Origin of the sequence: Streptomyces sp. NPDC048255, from assembly GCF_040652415.1 — a bacterium.
Taxonomy (GTDB): Bacteria; Actinomycetota; Actinomycetes; order Streptomycetales; family Streptomycetaceae; genus Streptomyces.
This window is the reverse complement of record NZ_JBEZMA010000001.1, coordinates 297,857-320,733: the sequence shown is the minus strand read 5'-3', so window position 1 is coordinate 320,733 and position 22,877 is coordinate 297,857. Positions and strand designations below refer to the sequence as shown.

Below are 22,877 nucleotides of genomic sequence, written 5' to 3'. Positions count from 1 at the left end.
GCGGGAAGCGCGTACGGACGTACGACGGACATACGACGGACGTACGGAGATGCGGACCCGTCGTACGCCGTTTCATTCGGGACCAACGTCCCCGATCATCGGGGCGGGATCCTCTTTCCCCGCGCCCGCGCCGGCGGCGACAGTGGGGGACATGTCCCCAGAGGAACTCCACGCCATCGAACTGCTGCGCCGGGTGCCGTACGGCCGGGTGGCCACGAGCATGCGCGCGCTGCCCTTCCTCGCCCTCGCCCGCCACATCGTGGTGGACGGCAACGTCGTCCTGAGAATGCACGCGGGATTCGGCTACCACCAGGCGTGCAACGGCAGTGTCGTGGCCTACGGGGCCGACAACTTCAATTCCCGTGACCCGCACCTGTGGTCGGTCCAGTTCACCGGCACCGCGCGGATCGTCGAACCGACCACCGCCGAACTGGAACTCTTCGGGCCGGGTCCGCATTTCGTGGACGGAGCGGTCTTCGACCCCGTCTACATGCACATAGAACCCCAGTTCGTCACAGTTCACTCCCTCGCCGGGAATCCGGACCGGCAGTACCAGCACGCACTCTGACGGGCGTTCTTTCACATAAGAGCAGCGCGTACGGGAACGGGCCCGGCGGAATTGTTTCCGCCGGGCCCGTCCTGCTGCCTCATTCGTCTTCCGAGAGCCCGACGGGCGGGTCCGGGGTCTTGGTCGGCGGAGTCACCGGCGGCGATGACTTCGGCGGGGTCGCGGACTTCGTCGTCGACGGCGAGGAGGACGTCGAGGGCGAGGAGGACATGGACGGCGAGTTCGACGGCGAGTTCGACGCGGTGGAGGTCGGCTGCCGGGTGGCGGTCCGCGTGGGAGGGGCCTCGGTCCACGTCTGGGTGTTGTCCGGGGTGCGGGTCGGCGGCGTGGTCTCCGGGGTCGCCGGGGTGCTCGGCTGGCCGCTGGGCACGCTCTGGCTGGTCGTGGGGGTGTCGGCGGGGCCCTTCTCCTTGCCGCCGCCCACCTGGCTGATGGCGTAGGCCGCGCCCGCCGCGACCGCGATGACCGCCAGCACCGCGAACAGCCACATCTTCCAACGGCTGCTCCCGCCGTTGTCGTAGCCGTCGTACCTGCCGCCGTTGCCGCCCTGGCCGCCGTGGCCGCCGCCACCGGGGAAGGCCGAGCCGTCGTCCGGGTTCAGCGGGGGCACCATCGGCTGCTGGAACTGCGAGGTCGAGGCGTGCGAGGGGTACTGCTGCTGCCCGCCCGTCCCGCCCACGGGCATGGCCGTGGTGGCGCCGCTCCGCCCGTGCGGAAGGGCCATGGTGACCGGGCCGGTGTTCCAGGTGCCCGTGTTCGGCCCCTGGTCGTGCAACATCTGGAGCGCGTACTGGACCAGCCCGCGCATCTCCTCGGCGCTCTGGAACCGGTCGTCCGGGTCCTTGGCGAGGGAGCGCATGACCAGGCCGTCGAGCTCCTGCGGGATGTGGTGGCCCTCGGGCAGCTGCGAGGGCGGGACGGGTGCGTCCTGGACGTGCTGGTAGACCACCGACAGCGGGGTCTCGCCGGTGAACGGGGGCCGCAGCGCGAGCAGTTCGTACAGCAGGCAGCCGGTCGCGTACAGGTCGGAACGGTGGTCCACGGCCTTGCCGAGGGCCTGTTCGGGCGACAGGTACTGCGGGGTTCCCATGACCATGCCGGTCTGAGTCATCGTCGACTGCACGCCGTGCAGGGCGCGGGCGATGCCGAAGTCCATCACCTTGACGGCGCCGGTCTCGGTGATGATGACGTTCGCCGGCTTGATGTCGCGGTGGACGATGCCGTGCTGGTGCGAGTACGCGAGGGCCTCCAGCACGCCGGAGACGATGATCAGCGCCTGCTCGGGGCCCGGGGCCTCGGCGCTCACCAGCAGTTCGCGGATGGTGCGGCCCTCGACCAGTTCCATCACGATGTACGGCACGGTGTTGGGGCCGACCCGGTCCTCGCCCGAGTCGTACACGGCGACGACGGCGTGGTGGTTCAGCCCGGCGACGGACTGTGCCTCGCGGGTGAAGCGCGCCTTGGAGACCGGGTCCTCGGCGAGGTCGGCGCGCAGCAGCTTCACGGCGACGGTGCGGCCCAGGCGTACGTCCTCGGCGGCGAACACCTCGGCCATGCCGCCGCGGCCCAGTCGGTGGGTGAGCCGGTAACGGCCGTCTCCCACCAGGCCGCCTGCTCCCCAGTGCGAAGGGTCCTCGGCCATCCCGGCGCCGCCTGCCTCGGGTTCGGGTGCCATCAGTCCTCGCCGTCGTCTCTCTCGGCCGCCGCTCAGCGGTAGTCCTCTTCGTGGTGCTCCGACGAACGCTACAGCCTCGGAACCGCTCGCCGTTCGGAGCTGACGCCGGGTGGACCCGTGGTCACGGAAAGGGCACCTGGCTTGACGTGTGCTTGCCCTCCGGCAGACTGGGCCCGACATAAGCATGGCGAGGGGAAGCAAGAGTCATGAGCCAGGACGGCACTCAGGGCCGGTACGCAGGCGGTTCCCTGGCCCGTGGCCGTTACCAGCTACGGGATTTGCTCGGTGAGGGCGGCATGGCCGCCGTGTACCTCGCGTACGACACCGCGCTCGACCGTCAGGTGGCGATCAAAACCCTGCACACCGAGCTGGGCCGCGAACAGTCCTTCCGCGAGCGGTTCCGCCGCGAGGCGCAGGCTGTAGCCAAACTGTCGCACACCAACATCGTCTCGGTCTTCGATACGGGTGAGGACGAGTTCGACGGCTCGGTCATGCCGTACATCGTGATGGAGTACGTGGAGGGGCAGCCGCTCGGCTCCGTGCTCCAGGCGGACATCCGGCAGTACGGTGCGATGCCCGCGGAGAAGGCCCTGAAGGTGACGGCCGACGTGCTGGCCGCGCTGGACACCAGCCACGAGATGGGTCTCGTCCACCGGGACATCAAGCCGGGCAACGTCATGATGACCAAGCGCGGCGTGGTCAAGGTGATGGACTTCGGCATCGCCCGCGCCATGCAGTCCGGGGTCACCTCGATGACCCAGACCGGCATGGTCGTCGGCACCCCGCAGTACTTGTCGCCCGAGCAGGCCCTGGGGCGCGCCGTCGACGCCCGGTCCGACCTGTACTCGGTCGGCATCATGCTCTTCCAGCTACTGACCGGCCGGATCCCGTTCGACGCCGACTCCCCGCTGGCCATCGCGTACGCGCACGTGCAGGAGGAGCCGGTCCCGCCGTCCTCCATCAACCGGTCGGTGACCCCGGCGATGGACGCACTGGTGGCGCGGGCCCTGCGGAAGAACCCGAACGAGCGCTTCCCCACGGCCGCGGCCATGCGGGACGAGGTCGCGCGGGTGATGTCGGCCGGGCAGACCGGGGCTCCGGTCATCGTCCAGGGCATCGGGCCGGTGAGCAGCGGGGCGGGCGTGTCCTCCGCCGTGTTCCCGCCGGTGGACTCGGGCTTCCAGGCGCCGGCGCCGCAGTCCGTGCAGCAGCCGTACCAGGCCCCGCACACCCCGGCGCCGTCCCCATACGCGCCGGCGCCGACGCCCCCGCCGCAGAACCACGGCCAGGGCGGCTACGCCTACCCGCCGCAGCAGCAGTACGCGCCGCAGACCCCGCCGCCGTACACGATCTCCCCGGCCGCGCACGGCACGTCCCCCACGGGCGCGGGCCCGCGGAAGAACACGCCGGTGGTCGTGGGCGCGATCGCGGTGGCGCTGCTGGCCGTCGGCGGTCTGATCGCCGCGATCTCGCTGAACGGCGACGACAAGAAGAAGGACGAGACGGCGTCCTCCGGCCCCTCGGCGTCGGCGCCCGGCTCGGCCAAGCCCAGCCACAAGGGTCCGGACACCTCGCGCACGATCGACCCCGCCAAGTGCAAGGACCCGACGAAGGACTTCAGCGACGCGACCAAGTACCAGGCGCCGGACTTCCGGTACAAGAACCTGCTCTCGGTGAAGGCCTGCATCCAGGCCTCCGCCGGCAAGTACAAGATCCTGGAGAAGGACGAGGCCGTGTACGGCCAGGACATGGTGCTGGAGCAGTCGCCGGCGCCCGGCGCCAAGATCGAAAAAGAGGGCACGGAGTACACGCTGACCGTGTCCACGGGCAACCCCGGCTAGGGGGTCGCGGCGCGGCGGCCGGGCTGCAGGGCCGCCGCGGACTGAGCCAGACCGGCATCCCGGGCACTCTCATGGAGTGCCCGGGATGCCGGTTTTGCGCCCTTATGTAAATCTGAGCACGTACCGCTGCCTCCAGCGCGTACCCGGCCGCTCGGAACGGGAAGGGCTCCCCGTGATCCAAGGCTTCCGCCCGTCACGCTGGCTGGCCTGTGCCGTACTGGCCGCCGCGGCGCTCACACCCGCCGTGTCCACCGTCTCGGCCGCGCCCTCCGCCGCCGTACGGGAGGACGACGACGGATACCCGGACCTCGCCGGCAGCGCCGCCGGAGCCGGGCGCGAGCGGCCGGGACGCCCCGCCGCCGAACCCCCGAACCCGGAGGCGCTGGCGGCCGCCCGCCCGCTGCGGCCGCGCCCGCGCACCGAACCCGTCGCACCGCCCCGCCTCCCGAGCCCCGTACCCACGGCCGTCGCCCCGGCCACGGCCACGCCCCGCCCGGTGAGCGCGCTCGGGACCGAGCCGAACGAGCGGGCCGCCGACCTGGCCGCGCACATACTGCCCCTCGGGACCGGATTCGCCCTGATGGGAGTCGGGCTCGGCTACCTCGGCATGCGGCTGCGCAAGGGCATCTGACCCCGCCTGCGGAACGCCGCGGACCCGCCACGGGACCGGCACGGACATGCCACGGGAACACCCTCAGGACCGCCTCCAGTCGGACGCATACGGTCTCCTCCCCCTCCGGTCGTACGACCGGAGGCGGTTGCCATCAAGGGCATACTCGGTATACATACTGAGTATGTCGATCCGCCACGGCCTTCTCGCCCTGCTGGAACGGGGCCCTCGGTACGGCTCCCAGCTGCGCACCGAGTTCGAATCCCGTACCGGCTCCACCTGGCCGCTCAACGTCGGCCAGGTGTACACCACCCTCGCCCGCCTGGAGCGCGACGGACTCGTCGCCCCCGGCGGCGAGGACACCGCCGGGCACACCCTCTACGCCATCACCGACCACGGCCGCGCCGAACTCCACCAGTGGTACGAGCGCCCCGTCGACCGCACACACCCGCCCCGTGACGAGCTGTCCATCAAGCTCGCCATGGCCGTGGGCGCCCCCGGCGTGGACATCCGCGCCGTCATCCAGTCCCAGCGGCACGCCACGATCAGGGCGATGCAGGACTACACCCGGCTCAAGGCCCAGGCCCTCACCGCGATCGAGAGCGGGCAGAGCCGCGAACGCGACGACGTGGCCTGGCTGCTGGTGCTGGAGCAGCTGATCTTCCAGACCGAGGCCGAGGCCCGCTGGCTCGACCACTGCGAAGCCCGGCTCGTCCGGCTCTCCCTTCCGGCCGACCGGAGGGCCGTACCCGGAGCGCCCCAGGCCGCCGAGACCGAAGCCGAGGCCGACGACCCCGTCCCGGCCCCTACGACCACCACCCCGCCCCGTACCGCCCGCACGCGGCGGGGCTGAACCACCTTTCCAGGGGGGACCCCTTCATGCCTGACCAGCGCCATGCCCAGCAACCCGTACTCCAGTTGGACCAGCTCGTCCGCACCCACGGCAGCGGTGCCACCGAGGTGAACGCCCTGCGCGGCATCAACCTCTCCGTCTTCCCCGGCGAACTCGTCGCCGTCATGGGCCCCTCCGGCTCCGGCAAGTCCACGCTGCTCACCCTCGCCGGCGGGCTGGACACGCCCACCAGCGGCCGGGTCGTCGTCGAGGGCACCGACATCACCACCGCCGGCCGCAAGCAGCTCGCCGCGCTGCGCCGCCGCAGCATCGGGTACGTCTTCCAGGACTACAACCTGATCCCCGCCCTCACCGCAGCCGAGAACGTGGCCCTGCCCCTGGAACTCGACGGCACCTCCGCCCGCAAGGCCCGCACCGCCGCGCTCGCCGCGCTGGAGGAGATGGGCCTGGGCCAGCTCGCCGACCGCTTCCCCGACGAGATGTCCGGCGGCCAGCAGCAGCGCGTGGCCATCGCCCGCGCCCTCGTGGGCGACCGCCGTCTGGTCCTCGCCGACGAGCCCACCGGCGCCCTCGACTCGGAGACCGGCGAATCCGTCCTCGCCCTGCTGCGCTCCCGCTGCGACGCCGGCGCGGCCGGGGTCCTCGTCACGCACGAGCCGCGCTTCGCCGCCTGGGCGGACCGGGTGGTCTTCCTGCGCGACGGCAGCGTGGTCGACGAGACCCTGCGCAGCCAGGCCGACTCCCTGCTCTCGGGGCAGGCGGCCGGCCAGTGATCTCCTGGTACCACTCCTGGATCGCGGCCATCCGCATAGCCCGCCGCGACGCCTGGCGCGCCAAGGGCCGCAGCATCCTCGTCCTCGCGATGATCGCCCTGCCGATCGTCGGCGTGAGCGCCGCCGACCTCACCATGCGCAGCGCCGAGCTCTCCACCGCGCAGGACCTCGAACGCCGCCTCGGCACCGCCGACGCCGAAGTCAGCGTCTCCTCGCTGGGCGTACCGATCCTCCAGAGCCCCGACGGCGACAACTACGCGCCGGTCGGCGGCTACAAGGCGTACGAGCCGCCCGCCGAAAAGATGCAGCCGGACATCCCGCAGGCGCTCCCGGCCGGCACCCAGGTCGTCAAGGACAGCATCGGCCACGCCAAACTCCGCACCACGCACGGGCTCCTGGAGACCGCCCTCCGGGAAGTCGACACGCACAGCCCGCTGGTGAAGGGCCGGTTCACGCTCGACCGGGGCCGGCTGCCGGAGGCCGCGGGCGAGATCATCGCCACCAACGCCTTCCTGAAGGAGTCGGGCTACTTCGTCGGCTCCCGGGTCTCCGCGCGCGGGGTCGACGCCTCCTACCTGATCGTCGGCGCCTACGAACTGCCCAACTCGCTCAAAGAAGTGCAGGTCATCGCCCCGCCCGGGACCATGCTCACCCCGCTCGACAAGGCCCTGCGGGCCATCGACGTGCCCGGGGTGCGGGCCGAGACCAAGTACCTCGTGACGGTCGGCGGCGACGGTTTCACGTGGAACATGGTCAAGGAGGCCAACGCCAAGGGCGCCCTGGTCATCTCCCGTGCGGTCATCCTCGACAAGCCCGCCGACTCCGAGGTGCCGCTGTACGCACAGGAGCCGCAGGATTCCTTCTCGGACGCATCCACGACCATGGAGATGGCCGTCCTGGCCACCGTCGTCGGCCTCGCCATGCTGGAGATCTGCCTGCTCGCGGGCCCCGCCTTCGCGGTCGGCGCCCGGCGCTCGCGCCGTCAGCTCGGGCTCGTCGGCGCCAACGGCGGCGACCGGCGGCACATCCGGGCCATCGTGCTCTCCGGCGGCCTGGTCATCGGCGCCGCGGCCGCGGTCGTCGGCACCGTCATCGGCATCGCCCTCACCCTGGCCCTCCGCCCGCTGCTGGAGGAGTTCCTGGGCCTGCGCTGGGGCGGGTTCGACGTCCGGCCGCTGGAACTGCTGGCCATCGCCCTGCTCGCCGTGCTCACCGGCCTGCTGGCCGCGATCGCCCCGGCCGTCACCGCGTCCCGGCAGACCGTCCTGGCCTCGCTCACCGGCCGCCGCGGCGTCCGGCGCGCCAACCGGGTGCTGCCCGTCATCGGCCTGATCGCCGTCGCGGGCGGCGCCGCCATCGCCCTCTACGGCACCGTCTCCGAGACGGGCACCCTGGTCGTCGCGGGCGGCAGCGCCATCGCCGAGCTGGGCGTCGTCGCCCTCACCCCGGTCCTGGTCGGCATGTTCGGGCGGATCGGGCGCTGGATGCCGCTGTCGCCGCGGCTCGCCCTGCGCGACGCCGTGCGCAACCGGGGGCGTACGGCACCGGCCGTGGCCGCCGTGCTGGCCGCCGTCGCGGGCACCGTCGCGGTGGCCACGTACCAGAACAGCCAGGAGGTGCAGGCCCGCCACGAGTACACCGCCGACCTGCCCAGCCTGCACGGGATGGTCTCCCTTTCCGACAACAGCGCCCACAAGGAAGTCCCCGCCGTACGCGAGGCCCTGTCCAAGGAGTTCTCGCTGTCCGTACGGGCCGACGTGGACCGGCTCGTGGTCGGCCGGCCGGGCTGCGACACGTACTCCGCCGACACGGGCTGCGGGCGCGCCGAGGTCATCCAGCCCAAGGAACAGCGCTGCCCGCTGTTCGACTCCCCGCACGGGCCCGCCGACTTCACGCCCGAGCAAGCCAAGGAACTGCGCAAGGACTGGCGCTGCGCGCGGACCGAGCACTACATGGAGAACCCGGTCGTCGTCTCCGACGAGAAGCTGCTGACCGCACTGGCCGTGACCGACCCCGGCGCCGTCTCCGCGCTGAAGTCGGGCAAGGCGGTCTCCTTCAGCAAGCAGAACGTGAAGGACGACAAGGTCACCATCCGGCTCATCACCGACCCCGACGCGGCCGACGCGGCACGCAACACGGGTGCGGAGAAGCCGGGCGAGGACAAGGTCCTGCCGGTCTATCAGGCGCCCGACGGCGTCCAGGCCTGGGGCGTCGAACTGATCCTGCCGCCCTCCGCCGCCCGGTCCGCCGGGCTGACGACGGCCGCGTTCGGCTCGTTCTTCGCCCTCGACGGCGCTCCGGACAGCGAGCAGCGCCAGCGGCTGGACGGACTCCTCGACCAGATGGGCGTGGACGCCGCCATCAAGATCGAGCAGGGCTACCAGGGCGACAACAGCATCGAGGTGCTCGCCCTGACCCTCTTCGCGGGCCTGGTCACCATCGGCGCGGCCGGCATCGCCACCGGACTGGCCCAGGCCGACGCCGAGGCCGACCTGAAGACGCTCGCCGCGGTCGGCGCGCCCCCGCGGGTGCGGCGCACGCTGAGCGGCTTCCAGTGCGGGGTGATCGCCCTGATGGGCGTGATCCTGGGCTCGGCGGCGGGCATCCTGCCGGCGGTCGGACTCCGGCTCGCCACGGCCCGCGAGACGGAACGATTCCTCGACCGGGCCGTGTCGATGGGGTACGAGCCCGCGGGCACCGAGGTCTACGTGCCGATCGCGGTGCCGTGGGCGACCCTCGGCGGGCTGCTGATCGTCGTCCCGCTGGGTGCGGCGCTGCTGGCCGCCCTGGTCACCCGGTCCAGCGGAGCGCTGGCGCGGCGCGCGGCCGGCTAGTCAGGAACGGGCCCATGCTGGTGCCCCCGTACAGGGTGGATCACGCCTGTACGGGGGCACACCGTGTGAGTACGAAGGTGTGCGAGACAATGGCGGCATGGAGATGCCGAGGAGTGAACGGTCGCAGGACAGCCCCCCGAACGTCCTGATCGTGGGACAGGACGGGACGGCGGTCGGCGGCGCCGATGACGAGTCGCGCGAGGTCCCGGTGACGGAGATGGTCGAACAGCCCGCCAAGGTCATGCGGATCGGCAGCATGATCAAGCAACTCCTGGAAGAGGTACGTGCCGCGCCTCTCGACGAGGCGAGCCGGGTCCGGCTCAAGGACATCCACGCCGCGTCGGTGAAGGAGCTGGAGGACGGTCTGGCTCCGGAGCTGGTGGAGGAGCTGGAACGCCTGTCCCTCCCCTTCACCGAGGAGGCCATTCCCTCCGAGGCGGAACTGCGCATCGCCCAGGCGCAGTTGGTGGGCTGGCTGGAAGGCCTGTTCCACGGCATCCAAACGGCCCTGTTCGCGCAGCAGATGGCGGCGCGGGCCCAGCTGGAGCAGATGCGCCGCGCCCTCCCGCCCGGCGCCTCGCACGAGGACGAGGACGGCAGCCACGGCGCCATCCGCTCGGGCCCGTACCTCTAGCCTCCGCCGAGCACCCACCAGCGGGCCCGAGCCACCCGGCCCGGGCCCGCACCCGAACCCACACCACCCCCGCGCGAAGCCACACCACCCGCGCGAGGCCACACCACCCGCGCGAAGCCACATCCAGCCCCGGCGAAGCCAAACCCAGCCCCGCCGGCGCTTGAGGCGCGGGGTCCGGGGCGGAGCCCCGGCAACGGCGCCGCACCCGCACCCGCAGCGCCGGCCTAAGCCGCAGATAAGTGGGGCTCCCCGCAGGGGACATGGCCGCGCATACTCAGGGGCATGAGCTACGACGCCATCGTGCTGGCCGGCGGCGCCGCGCAGCGACTCGGCGGGGCGGACAAACCCGCCCTGCGGGTCGGCGGCCGAACCCTCCTCGACAGGGTCCTCGACGCCTGCGCGGACGCCCGGACGACCGTCGTCGTCGGCGGCCGCAGGCCCACCGCCCGCCCGGTGCACTGGGCCCGCGAGGACCCGCCCGGCGGCGGCCCCCTCGCCGCGCTGGATGCCGGGCTGCGCCACACGACGGCCGAGCTGGTCCTCGTACTCTCGGCGGACCTGCCCTTCCTGGACCGGGACACCGTACGGGCCCTGCTGGACGGGGCCGGCCAGGCCGACGGCGCCCTGCTGCGGGACGCCGACGGGCGGGACCAGCCCCTGGTCGCCGCCTACCGGGCCGAGCCCCTGCGCAGGGAGATCGCCCTGCTCGCCACCGAGCACGGCAGCCTCGGCGGGCTCCCCCTGCGCGCCCTCACCGCCGAACTCGGCCTGACCAGGCTGACCGGCACTGCGCCACTCGCCTCCTTCGACTGCGACACCTGGGACGACCTTGCCGTCGCTCGCGCCCGGATCAGAGAGCATGGAACCGTGTTGGACCAATGGATCACCGCAGTCAAGGCGGAGCTCGGCATCGACCTCACCGTCGACACCAAGACCCTGCTCGACCTGGCCCGTGACGCCGCCCACGGCGTCGCCCGGCCCGCCGCCCCGCTGACCACCTTCCTGGTCGGCTACGCGGCCGCCCAAGCCGAAGCCACCGGCGCCGACCCCGCCCAGGCCGTCGCCGAAGCCTCCCGCAAGGCCGCCGACCTGGCGCTGCGCTGGGCGGCCGAAGCGGAGGCCGACGCCCGAGAGAACGGCTCCGGATGACCCCCACCGACGCCGAGCACGCCCTGGACCAGGCCCTGGCCCTGGTCAGCCGCGCCCCCGACGGCGGCGGCGGGGCGGGCGGCCACCGCATCGCTTCCTGGCCACGGGCCCGGGAGACGGCCGCCCACGCCGGGGCCGGGGTGCGGGCCCGTACCCACCGGGTCCCGCTCGCGGACGCCCTCGGCGAGGTCCTGGCCGCCCCCCTGGAGGCCCTGACCGACCTGCCCTCCTTCGACACCTCCGCGATGGACGGCTGGGCCGTCGCCGGACCCGGCCCGTGGAGCGTCCGCGCCGGCCGGCAGGTCCTCGCCGGCTCCGGCCGGCCCGATCCCCTCGCGGACGGCGAGGCCGTACCGATCGCCACCGGCGCCCGGATCCCCGCCGACACCACCGCCGTGATCCGCGACGAGCACTGCCACGAGGCCGGCAGCCAGCTCTTCGCCGACCGGCCCGTCCTCACCGGCCAGGACATCCGCCCGCGCGGCCAGGAGTGCCGCTCCGGCGATCTGCTGCTGCCCGCCGGCTCCCTGGTCACCCCGGCCGTGCTCGGCCTCGCCGCGGCCGCCGGGTACGACGAGCTGAGCACCCGGCCCCGGCCCCGCGTGGAGATCGTGGTGCTCGGCGACGAACTGCTCACCGAGGGCCTGCCGCACGACGGGCTGATCCGGGACGCCCTGAGCCCCATGCTCGGCCCCTGGCTCACCCGCCTCGGCGCCGAGGTCATCGGCACCCGGCGGCTCGGCGACGACCCCGCCGGAGCCGAAGCCCTGCTGGAGGCCTTCACCACCTCCACCGCCGACGTCGTCGTCACCACCGGCGGCACCGCCTCCGGCCCCGTCGACCACGTCCACCCCGTACTGCGCCAGGCCGGCGCAGACCTGCTGGTCGACGGGGTGCAGGTGCGCCCCGGACACCCGATGCTGCTGGGCCGCGTCGGCGGCCGCTCGGACGGCAGGCACGTCGTGGGCCTGCCGGGGAACCCCCTCGCCGCCGTCTCCGGGCTGCTGACCCTCGCCGACCCGCTGCTGCGCGCCCTCGCCGGCCGCCGCAGGCGCCCCCGGTACACGGCGGCCGTGCAGGGCGACGTACCCGGCCACCCGCAGGACACCCGGCTGGTCCCGGTCCTGCTGACCGACGAGCACGCGGTGCCGCTGCGCTACAACGGTCCCGCGATGCTGCGCGGCGTGGCGGCCGCCGACGCGCTGGCCGTCGTACCGCCGCACGGCGCGCGGTCCGGTGACGAGCTGGAGATCCTGGATCTGCCGTGGGCCTCGGGGGGATGTTTCACGTGAAACTTCACGGCCAGGACGCCATGGCCCGCGGCGCCGACGAGAAACTCGTCTCCCGGCGCATCAAACTGCCCAGGCGGATCGTCGAGAAGCCGCTGCGGCAGGTCAGCAAACGCCTGCTGATGGCCCTGTTCGTGCTGTGGCTGACGGTCCTGATCGTCTGGCTCGACCGCCACGGCTACCACGACAACGCCAACGAGTCGGTCGACTTCCTCGACTGCGTCTACTACGCCACCGTGACGCTGTCGACCACGGGCTACGGCGACATCGTCCCGTACAGCGACAGCGCGCGGCTGGTGAACGTCCTGCTGATCACCCCGCTGCGCGTGCTGTTCCTGATCATCCTGGTCGGCACCACCCTGGAAGTCCTCACGGAGCGGACGAGGGAAGAGTGGCGGCTGAACCGCTGGAGGAAGAACTTGCGTGAGCACACGGTCGTCGTCGGCTTCGGCACCAAGGGGCGCTCGGCCCTGCAGACGCTGCTGGCGACCGGCCTGCAGAAGGAGCAGGTCGTCATCGTCGACCCCAGCGCCAAGGTCATCGACACGGCCACCGCGGAGGGGTTCACCGGAGTGGTCGGCGACGCCACCCGCTCCGACGTCCTGCTCCGTGCCGAACTGCAGAAGGCACGTCAGATCGTCATCGCCACCCAGCGGGACGACACCGCCGTCCTGGTCACCCTGACGGCACGCCAGCTCAACCGCGGGGCGAAGATCGTCGCCGCGGTCCGCGAGGAGGAGAACGCCCCGCTGCTGCGCCAGTCGGGCGCGGACGCGGTCATCACGAGCGCGAGCGCAGCCGGACGGCTGCTGGGCCTCTCGGTCATCAGCCCGAGCGCGGGCACCGTGATGGAGGACCTGATCCAGCAGGGAAGCGGCCTCGACCTCATCGAACGTCCCGTCACCAGGGCGGAGGTCGGCAAATCCGTCCGGGAGACCGGCGACCTGGTGGTGAGCGTCCTGCGCGGTCACCGGCTGCTGCCCTACGACGACGCGCACGCAAGCCCGTTGCAGCTGACGGACCGTCTCATCACCATCGTGCGGGCGGCTCCGCCCAACTCGGCTCCGGTCCCGCGGGGACCCGCCGAATAGGCGCGAGCGGCGGGAGCCGCGGCGGACGCTGTCTTCCGCGGGGCTGATTCGCGTAGCCTCCGGGCCATGCATGCGATCACCATCGAGCAGCCCGGCGGCCCCGAGGCCCTCGTCTGGACCGACGTACCCGATCCGGTGGCGGGCGAGGGCGAGGTCCTCGTCGAGGTGGCGGCGAGCGCCGTGAACCGCGCCGACATCCTCCAGCGGCAGGGGTTCTACGATCCGCCGCCCGGTGCCTCGCGCCACCCCGGCCTGGAGTGTTCCGGGCGGATCTCCGCGATCGGCCCGGGCGTGGCCGGCTGGTCGGTGGGCGACGAGGTGTGCGCGCTGCTGGCCGGGGGCGGGTACGCGCAGAAGGTGGCGGTCCCCTCGGGACAGCTGCTGCCGGTTCCGGCGGGCCTGGACCTGGTGACGGCGGCCGCGCTGCCCGAGGTCGTCGCGACGGTGTGGTCGAACGTGTTCATGGTCGCCGGGCTGCGCCCCGGCGAGACCCTGCTGGTGCACGGCGGATCCAGCGGCATCGGGACCATGGCCATCCAGCTGGCCAAGGCGGTGGGCGCGCGGGTCGCGGTGACGGCGGGCGGCCCGGAGAAGCTGGCCCGGTGCAAGGAGCTGGGCGCCGACATCCTGATCGACTACCGCGAGCAGGACTTCGTGGCGGAGCTGCGGGCCGCGACGGGCGGGGCCGGGGCGGACGTGATCCTGGACATCATGGGCGCGAAGTACCTCGCGCGGAACGTGGACGCCCTCGCCGTGAACGGCAGGCTCGCGGTCATCGGACTGCAGGGCGGGGTAAAGGCCGAACTGAACCTCGGCGCGCTGCTGGCCAAGCGGGCCGCGATCACCGCGACCTCGCTGCGGGCGCGGCCGCTGGAGGAGAAGGCGGCCATCATCGCGGCGGTACGGGAGCACGTGTGGCCCCTGGTGGCTGCGGGCCGAGTGCACCCGGTGGTGCACGCCACCTTCCCGATGGCACAGGCCGCCGAAGCCCACCGTGTCCTGGAGTCCAGCTCCCACGTGGGCAAACTCCTGCTGACAGCCTGAGCCCGGCTCGGCCTCTTCCAGCCCCGCCGGCGTTTGAGGCGCGGGTCCGGGGCGGAGCCCCGGGGAACGGAGGAAGGGCGGGGCGGGGACCGGCTCCGCGCAGCGGAACCCGCACCCACCCCACCCCACCCGCCCCGCCGGACGGCTAAAGGCTGCGCAGCAGCACCGCCGGGGATTCCACGCAGTCGGCGACGTACCGCAGGAAGCCGCCCGCCGTACCCCCGTCACAGACCCGGTGGTCGAACGTCAGGGACAGCTGCACGACCTGACGCACGGCCAGCTCGCCCCCGTGCACCCACGGCTTCGCGATGATCCGGCCGACGCCGAGCATCGCCGCCTCCGGGTGGTTGATGATCGGCGTGGAGCCGTCGACCCCGAACACCCCGTAGTTGTTCAGGGTGAACGTCCCGCCCGTCAGATCGGCCGGCGCCAGCTTCCCGGCGCGTGCCAGCTCCGTCAGCCGGGCGAACTCCGCCGACAGGGACTCGGGGTTGCGGTTCTGCGCGTCCCGGACGACCGGGACCATCAGGCCCCGCTCGGTCTGCGCGGCGAAGCCCAGGTGCACGGACGGCAGCCGGACGATCTCACCCGCCGCGAGGTCCACGGTGGAGTTGAGCTCGGGATACTTGGCCAGCGCGGCCGTGCAGATCCGGGCCAGCAGCGCGAGCACCGAGATCTTCGGGCCGCCCACGGCGTTCATGGCCGCCCGGGCCGCCATCAGCTCGGTGGCGTCCGCATCGACCCAGCAGGTGGCGTCGGGGATCTCCCGGCGGCTGCGCGACAGCTTCTCGGCGACAGCCCCGCGGATCCCCTTGAGCGGGATCCGCTCGCCCTGCGCCGCCACCGCCGCGGGGGCGGGGGCCTGGACCGGCTCGGGCGCCCGCAGGGCGGCGAGCGCCGCCTCGACGTCGGCCCGCAGGATCAGGCCCTCGGGACCGGACCCGTGCAGCGCGCGCAGGTCGACCCCGTGGTCCTTGGCCAGCTTGCGCACCAGCGGAGAGATGACGGGCACCGGCCCGGCGGAGACCGCCGGAGCCGACGGCGCCGCCGCGGCCGCGACGACGGGGGCCGGGGCCGCGACGGGCGCCGAGACCGCGGCGGTGACGGGTCGCACCCGTCGCCGACGCGCCGGACGCGATTCGTCCGCTCCGTAGCCGATCAGGGGCCGGGGCTGGTTGCCGGAGCCCTCGGCCCCGCCCTCCGGGGCCTCCACGGCCCCGGAGGGCACCGACTGCGCACCCACCGCCACGGTGATCAGCGGGGCCCCGACCGGAAGTTCCTGCCCCTCCTCACCGAAGCGTGCGGTGACCACTCCTCCGTACGGGCAGGGCACCTCCACCATCGCCTTGGCCGTCTCGACCTCGACGACGGGCTGGTCGATGGCGACGACGTCGCCGACCGCCACCAGCCAGCGCACGATCTCGGCCTCCGTCAGGCCTTCGCCGAGATCCGGCAGCTTGAACTCCATGACCTGCGGCATCAGTTCTCCCACTGCAGGCGGGCGACGGTGTCCAGGATCCGGTCCACGCCCGGCAGGTGGTGCTTCTCCAGCATCGGCGGCGGGTAGGGGATGTCGAAGCCCGTCACCCGCAGCACCGGCGCCTCCAGGTGGTGGAAGCACCGCTCCGTGACGCGGGCGGCGATCTCCGCGCCCGGCCCGCCGAAGCCGCCGGCCTCGTGGACCACCACCGCGCGCCCGGTCCGGCGTACGGAGGCGACGACCGTCTCCTCGTCGAAGGGGACCAGCGAGCGCAGGTCCACGACCTCCAGGTCCCAGCCCTCCTCGCGCGCCGCCTCGGCCGCCTCCAGGCACACCGGCAGCGAAGGCCCGTACGTGATCAGCGTCGCGCTCGTGCCCGTCCGCCGGACCAGCGCCTTTCCGATCCCCGGCACCGCGGCCGGCGCCTCCGGCGACCAGTCGGCCTTCGACCAGTACAGCCGCTTCGGCTCCAGGAAGACCACCGGGTCGTCGCTCGCGATGGAGGCGCGCAGCAGCCCGTAGGCGTCCTCGACCGTCGCCGGGGTCACCACGTGCAGGCCGGGCGTCGCCACGTAGTACGCCTCGGAGGAGTCGCAGTGGTGCTCCACGCCGCCGATCCCGCCGCCGTAGGGCACGCGGATGGTGATCGGCAGCGGCATCGCGCCCCGGGTCCGGTTGCGCATCTTCGCCACGTGCGAGATCAGCTGCTCGAAGGCCGGGTACGCGAACGCGTCGAACTGCATCTCGACCACCGGGCGCAGCCCGTACATGGCCATGCCCACCGCGGCGCCCAGGATCCCGGCCTCCGCGAGCGGCGTGTCCGTGCAGCGCTCCTCGCCGAACTCCTTCGCGAGGCCGTCCGTGATCCGGAAGACTCCGCCCAGCGTGCCGACGTCCTCGCCCATGACGTGGACCGTCGGGTCCTCGGCCATCGCGTCGCGCATCGCCCGAGTCAGGGCCTGCGCCATCGTCGCGGGCTTGGCCCCCTGCTTCGCCGCCTTCGTCGCCACCGCGCTCATCCCCGGTCCTCCGCATCCAGCTCGGCGCGCAGCTGGGCCGCCTGCTCGCGCAGCCGGTCCGTCTGCTCCGCGTAGACGTGCGCGAAGAGGTCCATGGGGTCCAGCACCGGCTCCGCGTTCATCGCCTCGCGCAGCGCTGCGGCCATCGTCTCGGCCTCGTCGCGCGCCTCCTGGATGCCCGCTTCGTCGAGGATCCCGCGCGCGGTCAGTTCGCGCTCCAGCAGTTCCACCGGGTCGTGCGCCTTCCATGCCTCGACCTCGGCGTCCCCGCGGTAGCGGGTCGCGTCGTCGGCGTTCGTGTGGGCTTCCATCCGGTAGGTGACGGCCTCGATGAGGGTCGGTCCACCGCCGGCCCGGGCCCGCCGGACCGCCTCGGACAGCACTTCGTGCACCGCGGCGATGTCGTTGCCGTCGACCAGCCGGCCGGGCATCCCGTAGCCGACGGCCTTGTGGGCCAGCGTCGGGGCCGCGGTCTGCTTGGCGAGCGGGACGGATATCGCGAAGCCGTTGTTCTGCACGAGGAAGACCACCGGGGCCTGCCAGACGGCGGCGAAGTTCAGTGCCTCGTGGAAGTCGCCCTCGCTGGTGCCGCCGTCGCCGACCATGGCCAGGGCCACGACCTCGTCGCCGCGCAGCCGGGCCGCGTGCGCCAGGCCCACCGCGTGCGGCAGCTGGGTGGCGAGCGGGGTGCACAGCGGGGCGATCCGGTGCTCGCGCGGGTCGTAGCCGGTGTGCCAGTCGCCGCGCAGCAGGGTCAGCGCCTGTACGGGGTCCAGTCCGCGCGCCACGGCCGCGAGGGTGTCGCGGTAGCTGGGGAACAGCCAGTCCTGCTCCTCCAGGACCATCGCGGCGGCGATCTCGCAGGCCTCCTGGCCGACGGTGGACGGGTAGACGGCGAGCCGCCCCTGCTTGGTCAGCGCGGTGGCCTGCGCGTTGTAGCGGCGGCCGCGCACCAGCTCGGCGTAGCAGCGGCGCATCAGCGCGGGGTCGAGCCGGCCTGCCGCCTCGGTGCCCAGCACCCGGTAGGGCTCGGGGTCCGGGAGCAGCGGGGCGGCATCCGTACGGGGCCTCCAGGCGGGCGGCGGGGTCGGACGGTGGGACGCACCGGCACCGGGCAGCTCTTGGACCGTCATGGCGGCGTACACCTCCTTTTGGGAAGCGGGCAGGAGCGCCCCGGGTGTGAGGCGCCTCACCAACCGATTGTTCGGTTGTCTGCGCAATTTGGCTACAGGCGGCTCCAGGCTGTGGACAAAGTGGCGCCGGGGCCCTGGGATGGATGCAGGACGTCCAGGAGAGGGAGGCATCGGGCAATGCCGGATGAACAAATGGCCGCGGCGGGTTCCGCCCCGGTCCCGCCGGGGAGCGGCCCCGCGGTCCCGCAGGTCCCCCAGGTGGCGCAGGCCACCCCGGTGCCGCAGGCCACGCCCGTCCCGCAGGCGCCGCCCGTCGCTCCCGTGCCGCCGCGCACCCTGGACCCGATCGACCGGTCCATCGTGCGGCTGCTCCAGGCGGACGGCCGCGCGTCGATACGCTCGGTGGCGGAGCAGGTGCACGTGTCGCGGGCCAACGCCTACGCCCGGATCAACCGGCTGATCGACGACGGGGTGATCCGCGGGTTCACGGCCCGCGTCAACCACGAACGCGCAGGCCAGGGCGCATCCGCGTACATCACCTTGAAGATCGTCCAGAATTCCTGGCGGACGGTGCGCGAACAGCTCCGCGAGCTGCCGGGCGCGGCCCACATCGCGCTGGTCAGCGGGGACTTCGATGTCCTCCTGCTGGTCCACACCCCGGACAACCGCACCCTGCGCGAACTGGTGCTGACCCGCCTCCAGTCCATCCCGGAGGTCCTCTCCACGCGCACCCTGCTGGTGTTCGAGGAGACGGACCTCCTGGACCCGGGCCCCGCGGGCGGACCGGCGCTCACGGAGGAGTGAGGGGCTGAGGGGGCCCGGCGCGGCCGGGAAGGACGGAGACGGGCTGACGGAGGCTGACAGGGGCCGGCAAGGGCCCCGGCGGATCGTTTCGGCCCGGCTGGGCCGACCGGGTGGCCGTACGGCCTACGGGGTGGCGCGCAGCCCGTCGAAGGCCATGTGGACGACCGCGTCCGCCAGCTGGTCCGGAGTGGTGCCCGGGTGCGGCCGGTACCACTCGACCAGCGAGTTCACCATGCCGAAGAGCAGGCGCGTGGCGAGCCGGATGTCCACGTCGGCCCGGAGGTCGCCGTCGGCCGCGGCGGCCTTGAGCAGGTCGGCGACCTGGTGGTCGAACTCGCGGCGGCGTTCCAGCGCCCAGCGCTCGGTCCGGGTGTTGCCCCGTACCCGCAGCAGCAGGGTCACGTACGGCAGCTCGGCGAGGAGCACCTCCACCGTGCGCCGGGTGACGTACTCGACCCGCTCGACCGCCCGGCCCCGTACGGCGCCGGGCTCCTCCAGCACCGCGAAGAGCCCGTCGAGGGCCCGGCTGACGGCCCGGCGCAGCAGTTCCTCCTTGCCCGTGACGTGGTGGTAGATCGAGGACTTGGAGATGCCCGCGGCCTTGGAGAGGTGCTCCATGGAGGTGCCGTCGTAGCCGCGCTCGTTGAAGACCTGGACCGCGACGGTCAGCAGGGTCTCCGGGGTGTAGGTGTCCCGCTTGACCGTGGTCATCCCGTCTCCTCCGCCCCGTCCTCGTCGCCGGCCGCGTAGCCGAGCCGGAACAGCGCCAGCGAGGGCGCGTACCGCCCGCCGGGACAGCGCTCGTCGAGGTGGTGCAGCAGGTCGTACGCCCAGTCCTGGCCGAGCCGGTCGTGCCATTCGGCCGGCCCGAGCGGGTAGTTGACGCCGAGCCGCATCGCGGTGTCGATGTCCTCCGCGCTGGCCGCTCCGCGGGCGACGGCGTCGGCGGTGAGGTCGATCAGCATCGCGACGGTCCGGGCGACGATCATGCCGGGGACGTCGCCGATGACGGAGACCTTCTTGCCGAGCTTCTGGAAGAGCCCGACGGCCTCGGCGAGGGTGCGCTCGCTGGTGTCCTCGCTGGCGGAGAGCGCGATCCGGGTGGCGCCGCGGTAGTCGAGCGCGAGGTCGAAGTAGACGACGTCCGCGAACTCGACGGAGGTCTTGCCGTCCGCGAGGACCAGCTGGCCCTCGCCGGGCAGCTGGATGTACGGGCCCCCGTGCTCGGTGGCCGTGACGGCGATCCCGGCCTCCTCCAGCAGGTCGGCGAGGTCCGCGGCGGGGCCGAGGTCGCCCACGACGGTGACCTTGGCCGGGGCCTCCTGCGGGGCAGCGGTGTGCGGCTCCGGCAGGACGGCGCCCGGGCCGTACGGGAACCAGCCGTGCCCCGACTTGCGGCCCAGGCGGCCCGACTGGACCAGCCGGCGCTGCGCGAGGGACGGGGTGAACTTGGGGCTCCGGTAGAAGGACTCCCAGACGGAGCGGGTCACCGCTTCGTTGACGTCCTGCCCGATCAGGTCGGTCAGCGCGAAGGGGCCCATCTTGAAGCCGCCGCACTCGCGGAGCACCGCGTCGATGGTGGCCGGGTCGGCGCCCTGCTCCTCGTACACCGAGAAGGCCTCGGCGTAGAACGGGCGGGCGATCCGGTTGACGATGAAGCCGGGGGTGTCGGCGCAGCGGACCGGCGTCTTCCCCCAGCCGAGGACGGTGCGGTACGCGCGCTCGGCGGCGGCCGGGTCGGTCGCGAAACCGCTGATCACCTCGACGAGCGGGAGCAGCGGGGCCGGGTTGAAGAAGTGCAGGCCGAGGAAGCGGCCGGGGTGCGCGAGGTGCGCCGCGAGCTCGGTGACGGAGAGGGAGGAGGTGTTGGTGGTCAGCAGCGCGTCCGGCGCGACCACCTCTTCGAGTGCGGCGAAGAGCGTCTGCTTGACGCCGACGTTCTCGACGACCGCCTCGATGACGAGGGCCGCGTCGGCGAGGTCCGCGAGGGTGCCCGCCGCACCGATCCGGCCGATCGCGTCCTCGGCCTCGGCGCGATCCAGGCGGCCCTTGGCGGCCATCCGCTCGACGCGGTCCTGCACGAAGCCGACGCCGTCGACGGCGAGGGCGGCGTCGATGTCGTAGATCAGCACCCGGTGACCTGCGAGAAGGGCGACCTGGGCGATGCCCTGTCCCATGGTGCCCGCGCCGACGACCGCCACAGTGCGGGACCGCTCGATTGCTGTCATGACCAGATCCTCCCGCACCGACTTATCCACAGGTCTGCCGGGCCCTCTTGTCCCGACCGATCGTTCGGTTACTCTAACTCCAGTCTGCTCTTTCTCGCCCTGCCTTGCCTGAAGCGCCTGCCGATCCCGCGCGATCCCGCCCGGCTCAACGAGGAGTTGGTCCCTGATGCCCGCCGAGCTCACCGTCCCCCAGCTGTCCGCCAAGCACCGGCCCACCCTGGACCAGGCCCTGTCGGCGATCCGCAGCCGCGCCTACTGGTCCCCGCATCCCGAGCACCCCAAGGCGTACGGCGAGAACGCCCCCGCCGACGGCCTGGCCGCCTTCGAGGCCGTCCGCGGCACCCGGCTGGACCTGGGCCAGCCCGGTACGGACGGCTGGACCGGCGGCGAGGTGTCCCCGTACGGGCCCGAGCTGGGCGTGGAGTACCCGCACGCCGACCTGGAGGTGCTGCTGCCCGCCATGAAGGCCGGCGTGGCCGCCTGGCGCGACGCGGGTCCCGAGACCCGCGCCCTGGTCTCGATCGAGATCCTTTCCCGCATCTCCGCCCGCACCCACGAGTTCGCGCACGCGGTCATGCACACCAGCGGCCAGGCCTTCATGATGGCGTTCCAGGCGGGCGGCCCGCACGCGCAGGACCGCGGCCTGGAGGCCGTGGCCTACGCGTACGAGGAGCAGACCCGCGTCCCGGGCCGGGCCGACTGGTCCAAGCCGCAGGGCAAGAAGGACCCGCTGGAGCTCGGCAAGAGCTTCACGGCCGTCCCGCGCGGCATCGCCCTGGTCATCGGCTGCAACACCTTCCCCACCTGGAACGGCTACCCCGGCCTGTTCGCCTCCCTCGCCACCGGCAACGCGGTGCTGGTCAAGCCGCACCCGCGGGCCGTTCTCCCGCTCGCGCTGACCGTGCAGGTGGCCCGGGAGGTCCTCGCCGAGGCCGGCTTCGACGCGAACCTGGTGGCGCTCGCCGCCGAGCGGCCGGGCGAGGGCATCGCCAAGACCCTGGCCGTCCGGCCCGAGATCAAGCTGATCGACTACACCGGTTCCACGGAGTTCGGCGACTGGCTGGAGGCCAACGCCCGCCAGGCGCAGGTCTACACGGAGAAGGCGGGCGTCAACACCGTCGTCATCGACTCGACCTCCGACTACAAGGGGATGCTGTCCAACCTGGCCTTCTCCCTGTCGCTGTACAGCGGTCAGATGTGCACCACCCCGCAGAACCTGCTGATCCCGCGCGACGGCATCGACACCGACGCCGGGCACAAGACGTACGACGAGGTCGTCGCCGACCTCGCGGCCTCGGTCGGCGGCCTGCTCGGCGACGACGCCCGGGCCAACGCGCTGCTGGGCGCGCTGGTCAACCCGGACGTCAAGGCCCGGCTGGAGGCCGCGGCCTCCCTCGGCGAGGTCGCACTGCCCTCCCGTGAGGTCACGAACCCGGAGTTCCCGGACGCCGTGGTCCGCACCCCGGTGCTGGTGAAGCTGGACGCCGCCAAGCCCGACCCGGAGGCGGCGTACCTCTCCGAGTGCTTCGGCCCGGTCTCCTTCGCGGTGGCCGTCGACTCCACGGCGGACGCGCTGGAGCTGCTGCGGCGCACGGTGCGGGAGAAGGGCGCGATGACCGTGGGCGCGTACACGACCTCCGCGGACACCGAGCGGGCCATCGAGGAGGTCTGCCTGGAGGAGTCCGCGCAGCTCTCCCTGAACCTGACCGGCGGGGTGTACGTCAACCAGACGGCGGCCTTCTCCGACTTCCACGGCTCGGGCGGCAACCCGGCGGCGAACGCCGCGCTGTGCGACGGCGCGTTCGTCGCGAACCGCTTCCGCGTGGTGGAGGTCCGCCGCCAGGCCTGAGCG

The 22,877-nt window shown here is 72.9% G+C and carries 19 protein-coding genes; 13 read left to right on the top strand and 6 right to left on the bottom strand.

Annotated features, from left to right (window positions below; all coding sequences use genetic code 11):
- Window positions 1-151: 151 nt before the first annotated feature.
- Entirely contained in the window at window positions 152-568 is a 417-nt protein-coding gene (locus tag AB0D94_RS01520; RefSeq protein ID WP_362044104.1) for a pyridoxamine 5'-phosphate oxidase family protein, read from the top strand.
- A 79-nt stretch (window positions 569-647) separates the two neighbouring features.
- On the opposite strand, the gene AB0D94_RS01515 is transcribed toward AB0D94_RS01520, so the two are convergent.
- The gene (locus tag AB0D94_RS01515) at window positions 648-2,243 is read right to left on the bottom strand and encodes a protein kinase (protein ID WP_362044102.1); all 1,596 of its coding nucleotides are present in this window, start codon (window positions 2,241-2,243) and stop codon (window positions 648-650) included.
- A gap of 206 nt (window positions 2,244-2,449) precedes the next feature.
- Here AB0D94_RS01515 and AB0D94_RS01510 point away from each other — a divergent pair, with 206 nt between their 5' ends.
- The 10 genes from AB0D94_RS01510 to AB0D94_RS01465 all read left to right on the top strand — a co-directional run bounded on the left by AB0D94_RS01510 (window position 2,450) and on the right by AB0D94_RS01465 (window position 14,361).
- The gene (locus AB0D94_RS01510) at window positions 2,450-4,084 is read left to right on the top strand and encodes a protein kinase (protein ID WP_362044100.1); all 1,635 of its coding nucleotides are present in this window, start codon (window positions 2,450-2,452) and stop codon (window positions 4,082-4,084) included.
- A 172-nt stretch (window positions 4,085-4,256) separates the two neighbouring features.
- The gene (locus AB0D94_RS01505; RefSeq protein ID WP_362044098.1) at window positions 4,257-4,715 is read left to right on the top strand and encodes a hypothetical protein; all 459 of its coding nucleotides are present in this window, start codon (window positions 4,257-4,259) and stop codon (window positions 4,713-4,715) included.
- Between the two features lie 163 nt (window positions 4,716-4,878).
- Window positions 4,879-5,547: a PadR family transcriptional regulator gene (locus tag AB0D94_RS01500; protein WP_362044096.1), complete on the top strand. Its 669-nt coding sequence runs from the start codon at window positions 4,879-4,881 to the stop codon at window positions 5,545-5,547.
- A 26-nt stretch (window positions 5,548-5,573) separates the two neighbouring features.
- The gene (locus tag AB0D94_RS01495; protein ID WP_362044094.1) at window positions 5,574-6,320 is read left to right on the top strand and encodes an ABC transporter ATP-binding protein; all 747 of its coding nucleotides are present in this window, start codon (window positions 5,574-5,576) and stop codon (window positions 6,318-6,320) included.
- The gene (locus AB0D94_RS01490) at window positions 6,317-9,154 is read left to right on the top strand and encodes an FtsX-like permease family protein (protein WP_362044092.1); all 2,838 of its coding nucleotides are present in this window, start codon (window positions 6,317-6,319) and stop codon (window positions 9,152-9,154) included. Before AB0D94_RS01495 ends, AB0D94_RS01490 begins: the two co-directional genes overlap by 4 nt.
- A 97-nt stretch (window positions 9,155-9,251) precedes the next feature.
- On the top strand, window positions 9,252-9,788 hold the full coding sequence (locus AB0D94_RS01485; protein WP_362044090.1) for a bacterial proteasome activator family protein: 537 nt from the start codon (window positions 9,252-9,254) through the stop codon (window positions 9,786-9,788).
- Between the two features lie 282 nt (window positions 9,789-10,070).
- A complete protein-coding gene (locus AB0D94_RS01480; protein WP_362044088.1) occupies window positions 10,071-10,937 on the top strand; it encodes an NTP transferase domain-containing protein in 867 nt (288 codons plus the stop codon).
- Window positions 10,934-12,229 (top strand): molybdopterin molybdotransferase MoeA, encoded by a 1,296-nt coding sequence (locus tag AB0D94_RS01475; RefSeq protein ID WP_362044086.1) that lies wholly within the window; start codon window positions 10,934-10,936, stop codon window positions 12,227-12,229. Before AB0D94_RS01480 ends, AB0D94_RS01475 begins: the two co-directional genes overlap by 4 nt.
- Window positions 12,217-13,317 (top strand): potassium channel family protein, encoded by a 1,101-nt coding sequence (locus AB0D94_RS01470; RefSeq protein WP_362044084.1) that lies wholly within the window; start codon window positions 12,217-12,219, stop codon window positions 13,315-13,317. The genes AB0D94_RS01475 and AB0D94_RS01470 overlap by 13 nt, the downstream gene beginning before the upstream one ends.
- 66 nt (window positions 13,318-13,383) lie before the next feature.
- Window positions 13,384-14,361 carry an NAD(P)H-quinone oxidoreductase gene (locus AB0D94_RS01465; protein ID WP_362044082.1) on the top strand — a complete coding sequence of 326 codons (978 nt, stop codon included), beginning with the start codon at window positions 13,384-13,386 and terminating at the stop codon, window positions 14,359-14,361.
- 145 nt (window positions 14,362-14,506) lie between these two features.
- Here AB0D94_RS01465 and AB0D94_RS01460 read toward each other — a convergent pair whose 3' ends face one another.
- Genes AB0D94_RS01460 through pdhA form a run of 3 tightly spaced genes read right to left on the bottom strand, consistent with a single transcriptional unit; the run spans window position 14,507 to window position 17,993 of the window.
- The gene (locus AB0D94_RS01460) at window positions 14,507-15,841 is read right to left on the bottom strand and encodes a dihydrolipoamide acetyltransferase family protein (protein ID WP_362044080.1); all 1,335 of its coding nucleotides are present in this window, start codon (window positions 15,839-15,841) and stop codon (window positions 14,507-14,509) included.
- Window positions 15,841-16,860: an alpha-ketoacid dehydrogenase subunit beta gene (locus tag AB0D94_RS01455; protein ID WP_362044078.1), complete on the bottom strand. Its 1,020-nt coding sequence runs from the start codon at window positions 16,858-16,860 to the stop codon at window positions 15,841-15,843. The genes AB0D94_RS01460 and AB0D94_RS01455 overlap by 1 nt, the downstream gene beginning before the upstream one ends.
- A complete protein-coding gene (gene pdhA / locus AB0D94_RS01450; protein ID WP_362044076.1) occupies window positions 16,857-17,993 on the bottom strand; it encodes a pyruvate dehydrogenase (acetyl-transferring) E1 component subunit alpha in 1,137 nt (378 codons plus the stop codon). Before pdhA ends, AB0D94_RS01455 begins: the two co-directional genes overlap by 4 nt.
- Window positions 17,994-18,170: 177 nt before the next feature.
- On the opposite strand from pdhA, the gene AB0D94_RS01445 reads away from it, so the two are divergent.
- Window positions 18,171-18,797: an Lrp/AsnC family transcriptional regulator gene (locus AB0D94_RS01445; RefSeq protein WP_362044074.1), complete on the top strand. Its 627-nt coding sequence runs from the start codon at window positions 18,171-18,173 to the stop codon at window positions 18,795-18,797.
- Window positions 18,798-18,920: 123 nt separating this feature from the next.
- Here AB0D94_RS01445 and AB0D94_RS01440 read toward each other — a convergent pair whose 3' ends face one another.
- Together AB0D94_RS01440 and AB0D94_RS01435 are read right to left on the bottom strand one after the other, a co-directional pair.
- Window positions 18,921-19,508, bottom strand: coding sequence for a TetR/AcrR family transcriptional regulator (locus AB0D94_RS01440; RefSeq protein WP_362044072.1), 588 nt, complete (start codon window positions 19,506-19,508; stop codon window positions 18,921-18,923).
- The gene (locus tag AB0D94_RS01435) at window positions 19,505-21,025 is read right to left on the bottom strand and encodes a 3-hydroxyacyl-CoA dehydrogenase (protein WP_362044070.1); all 1,521 of its coding nucleotides are present in this window, start codon (window positions 21,023-21,025) and stop codon (window positions 19,505-19,507) included. The genes AB0D94_RS01440 and AB0D94_RS01435 overlap by 4 nt, the downstream gene beginning before the upstream one ends.
- 166 nt (window positions 21,026-21,191) lie before the next feature.
- Between AB0D94_RS01435 and paaN the strand changes: the two genes are divergently transcribed.
- Window positions 21,192-22,874 (top strand): phenylacetic acid degradation protein PaaN, encoded by a 1,683-nt coding sequence (paaN, locus tag AB0D94_RS01430; protein WP_362044068.1) that lies wholly within the window; start codon window positions 21,192-21,194, stop codon window positions 22,872-22,874.
- The last annotated feature ends 3 nt before the right edge of the window (window positions 22,875-22,877 follow it).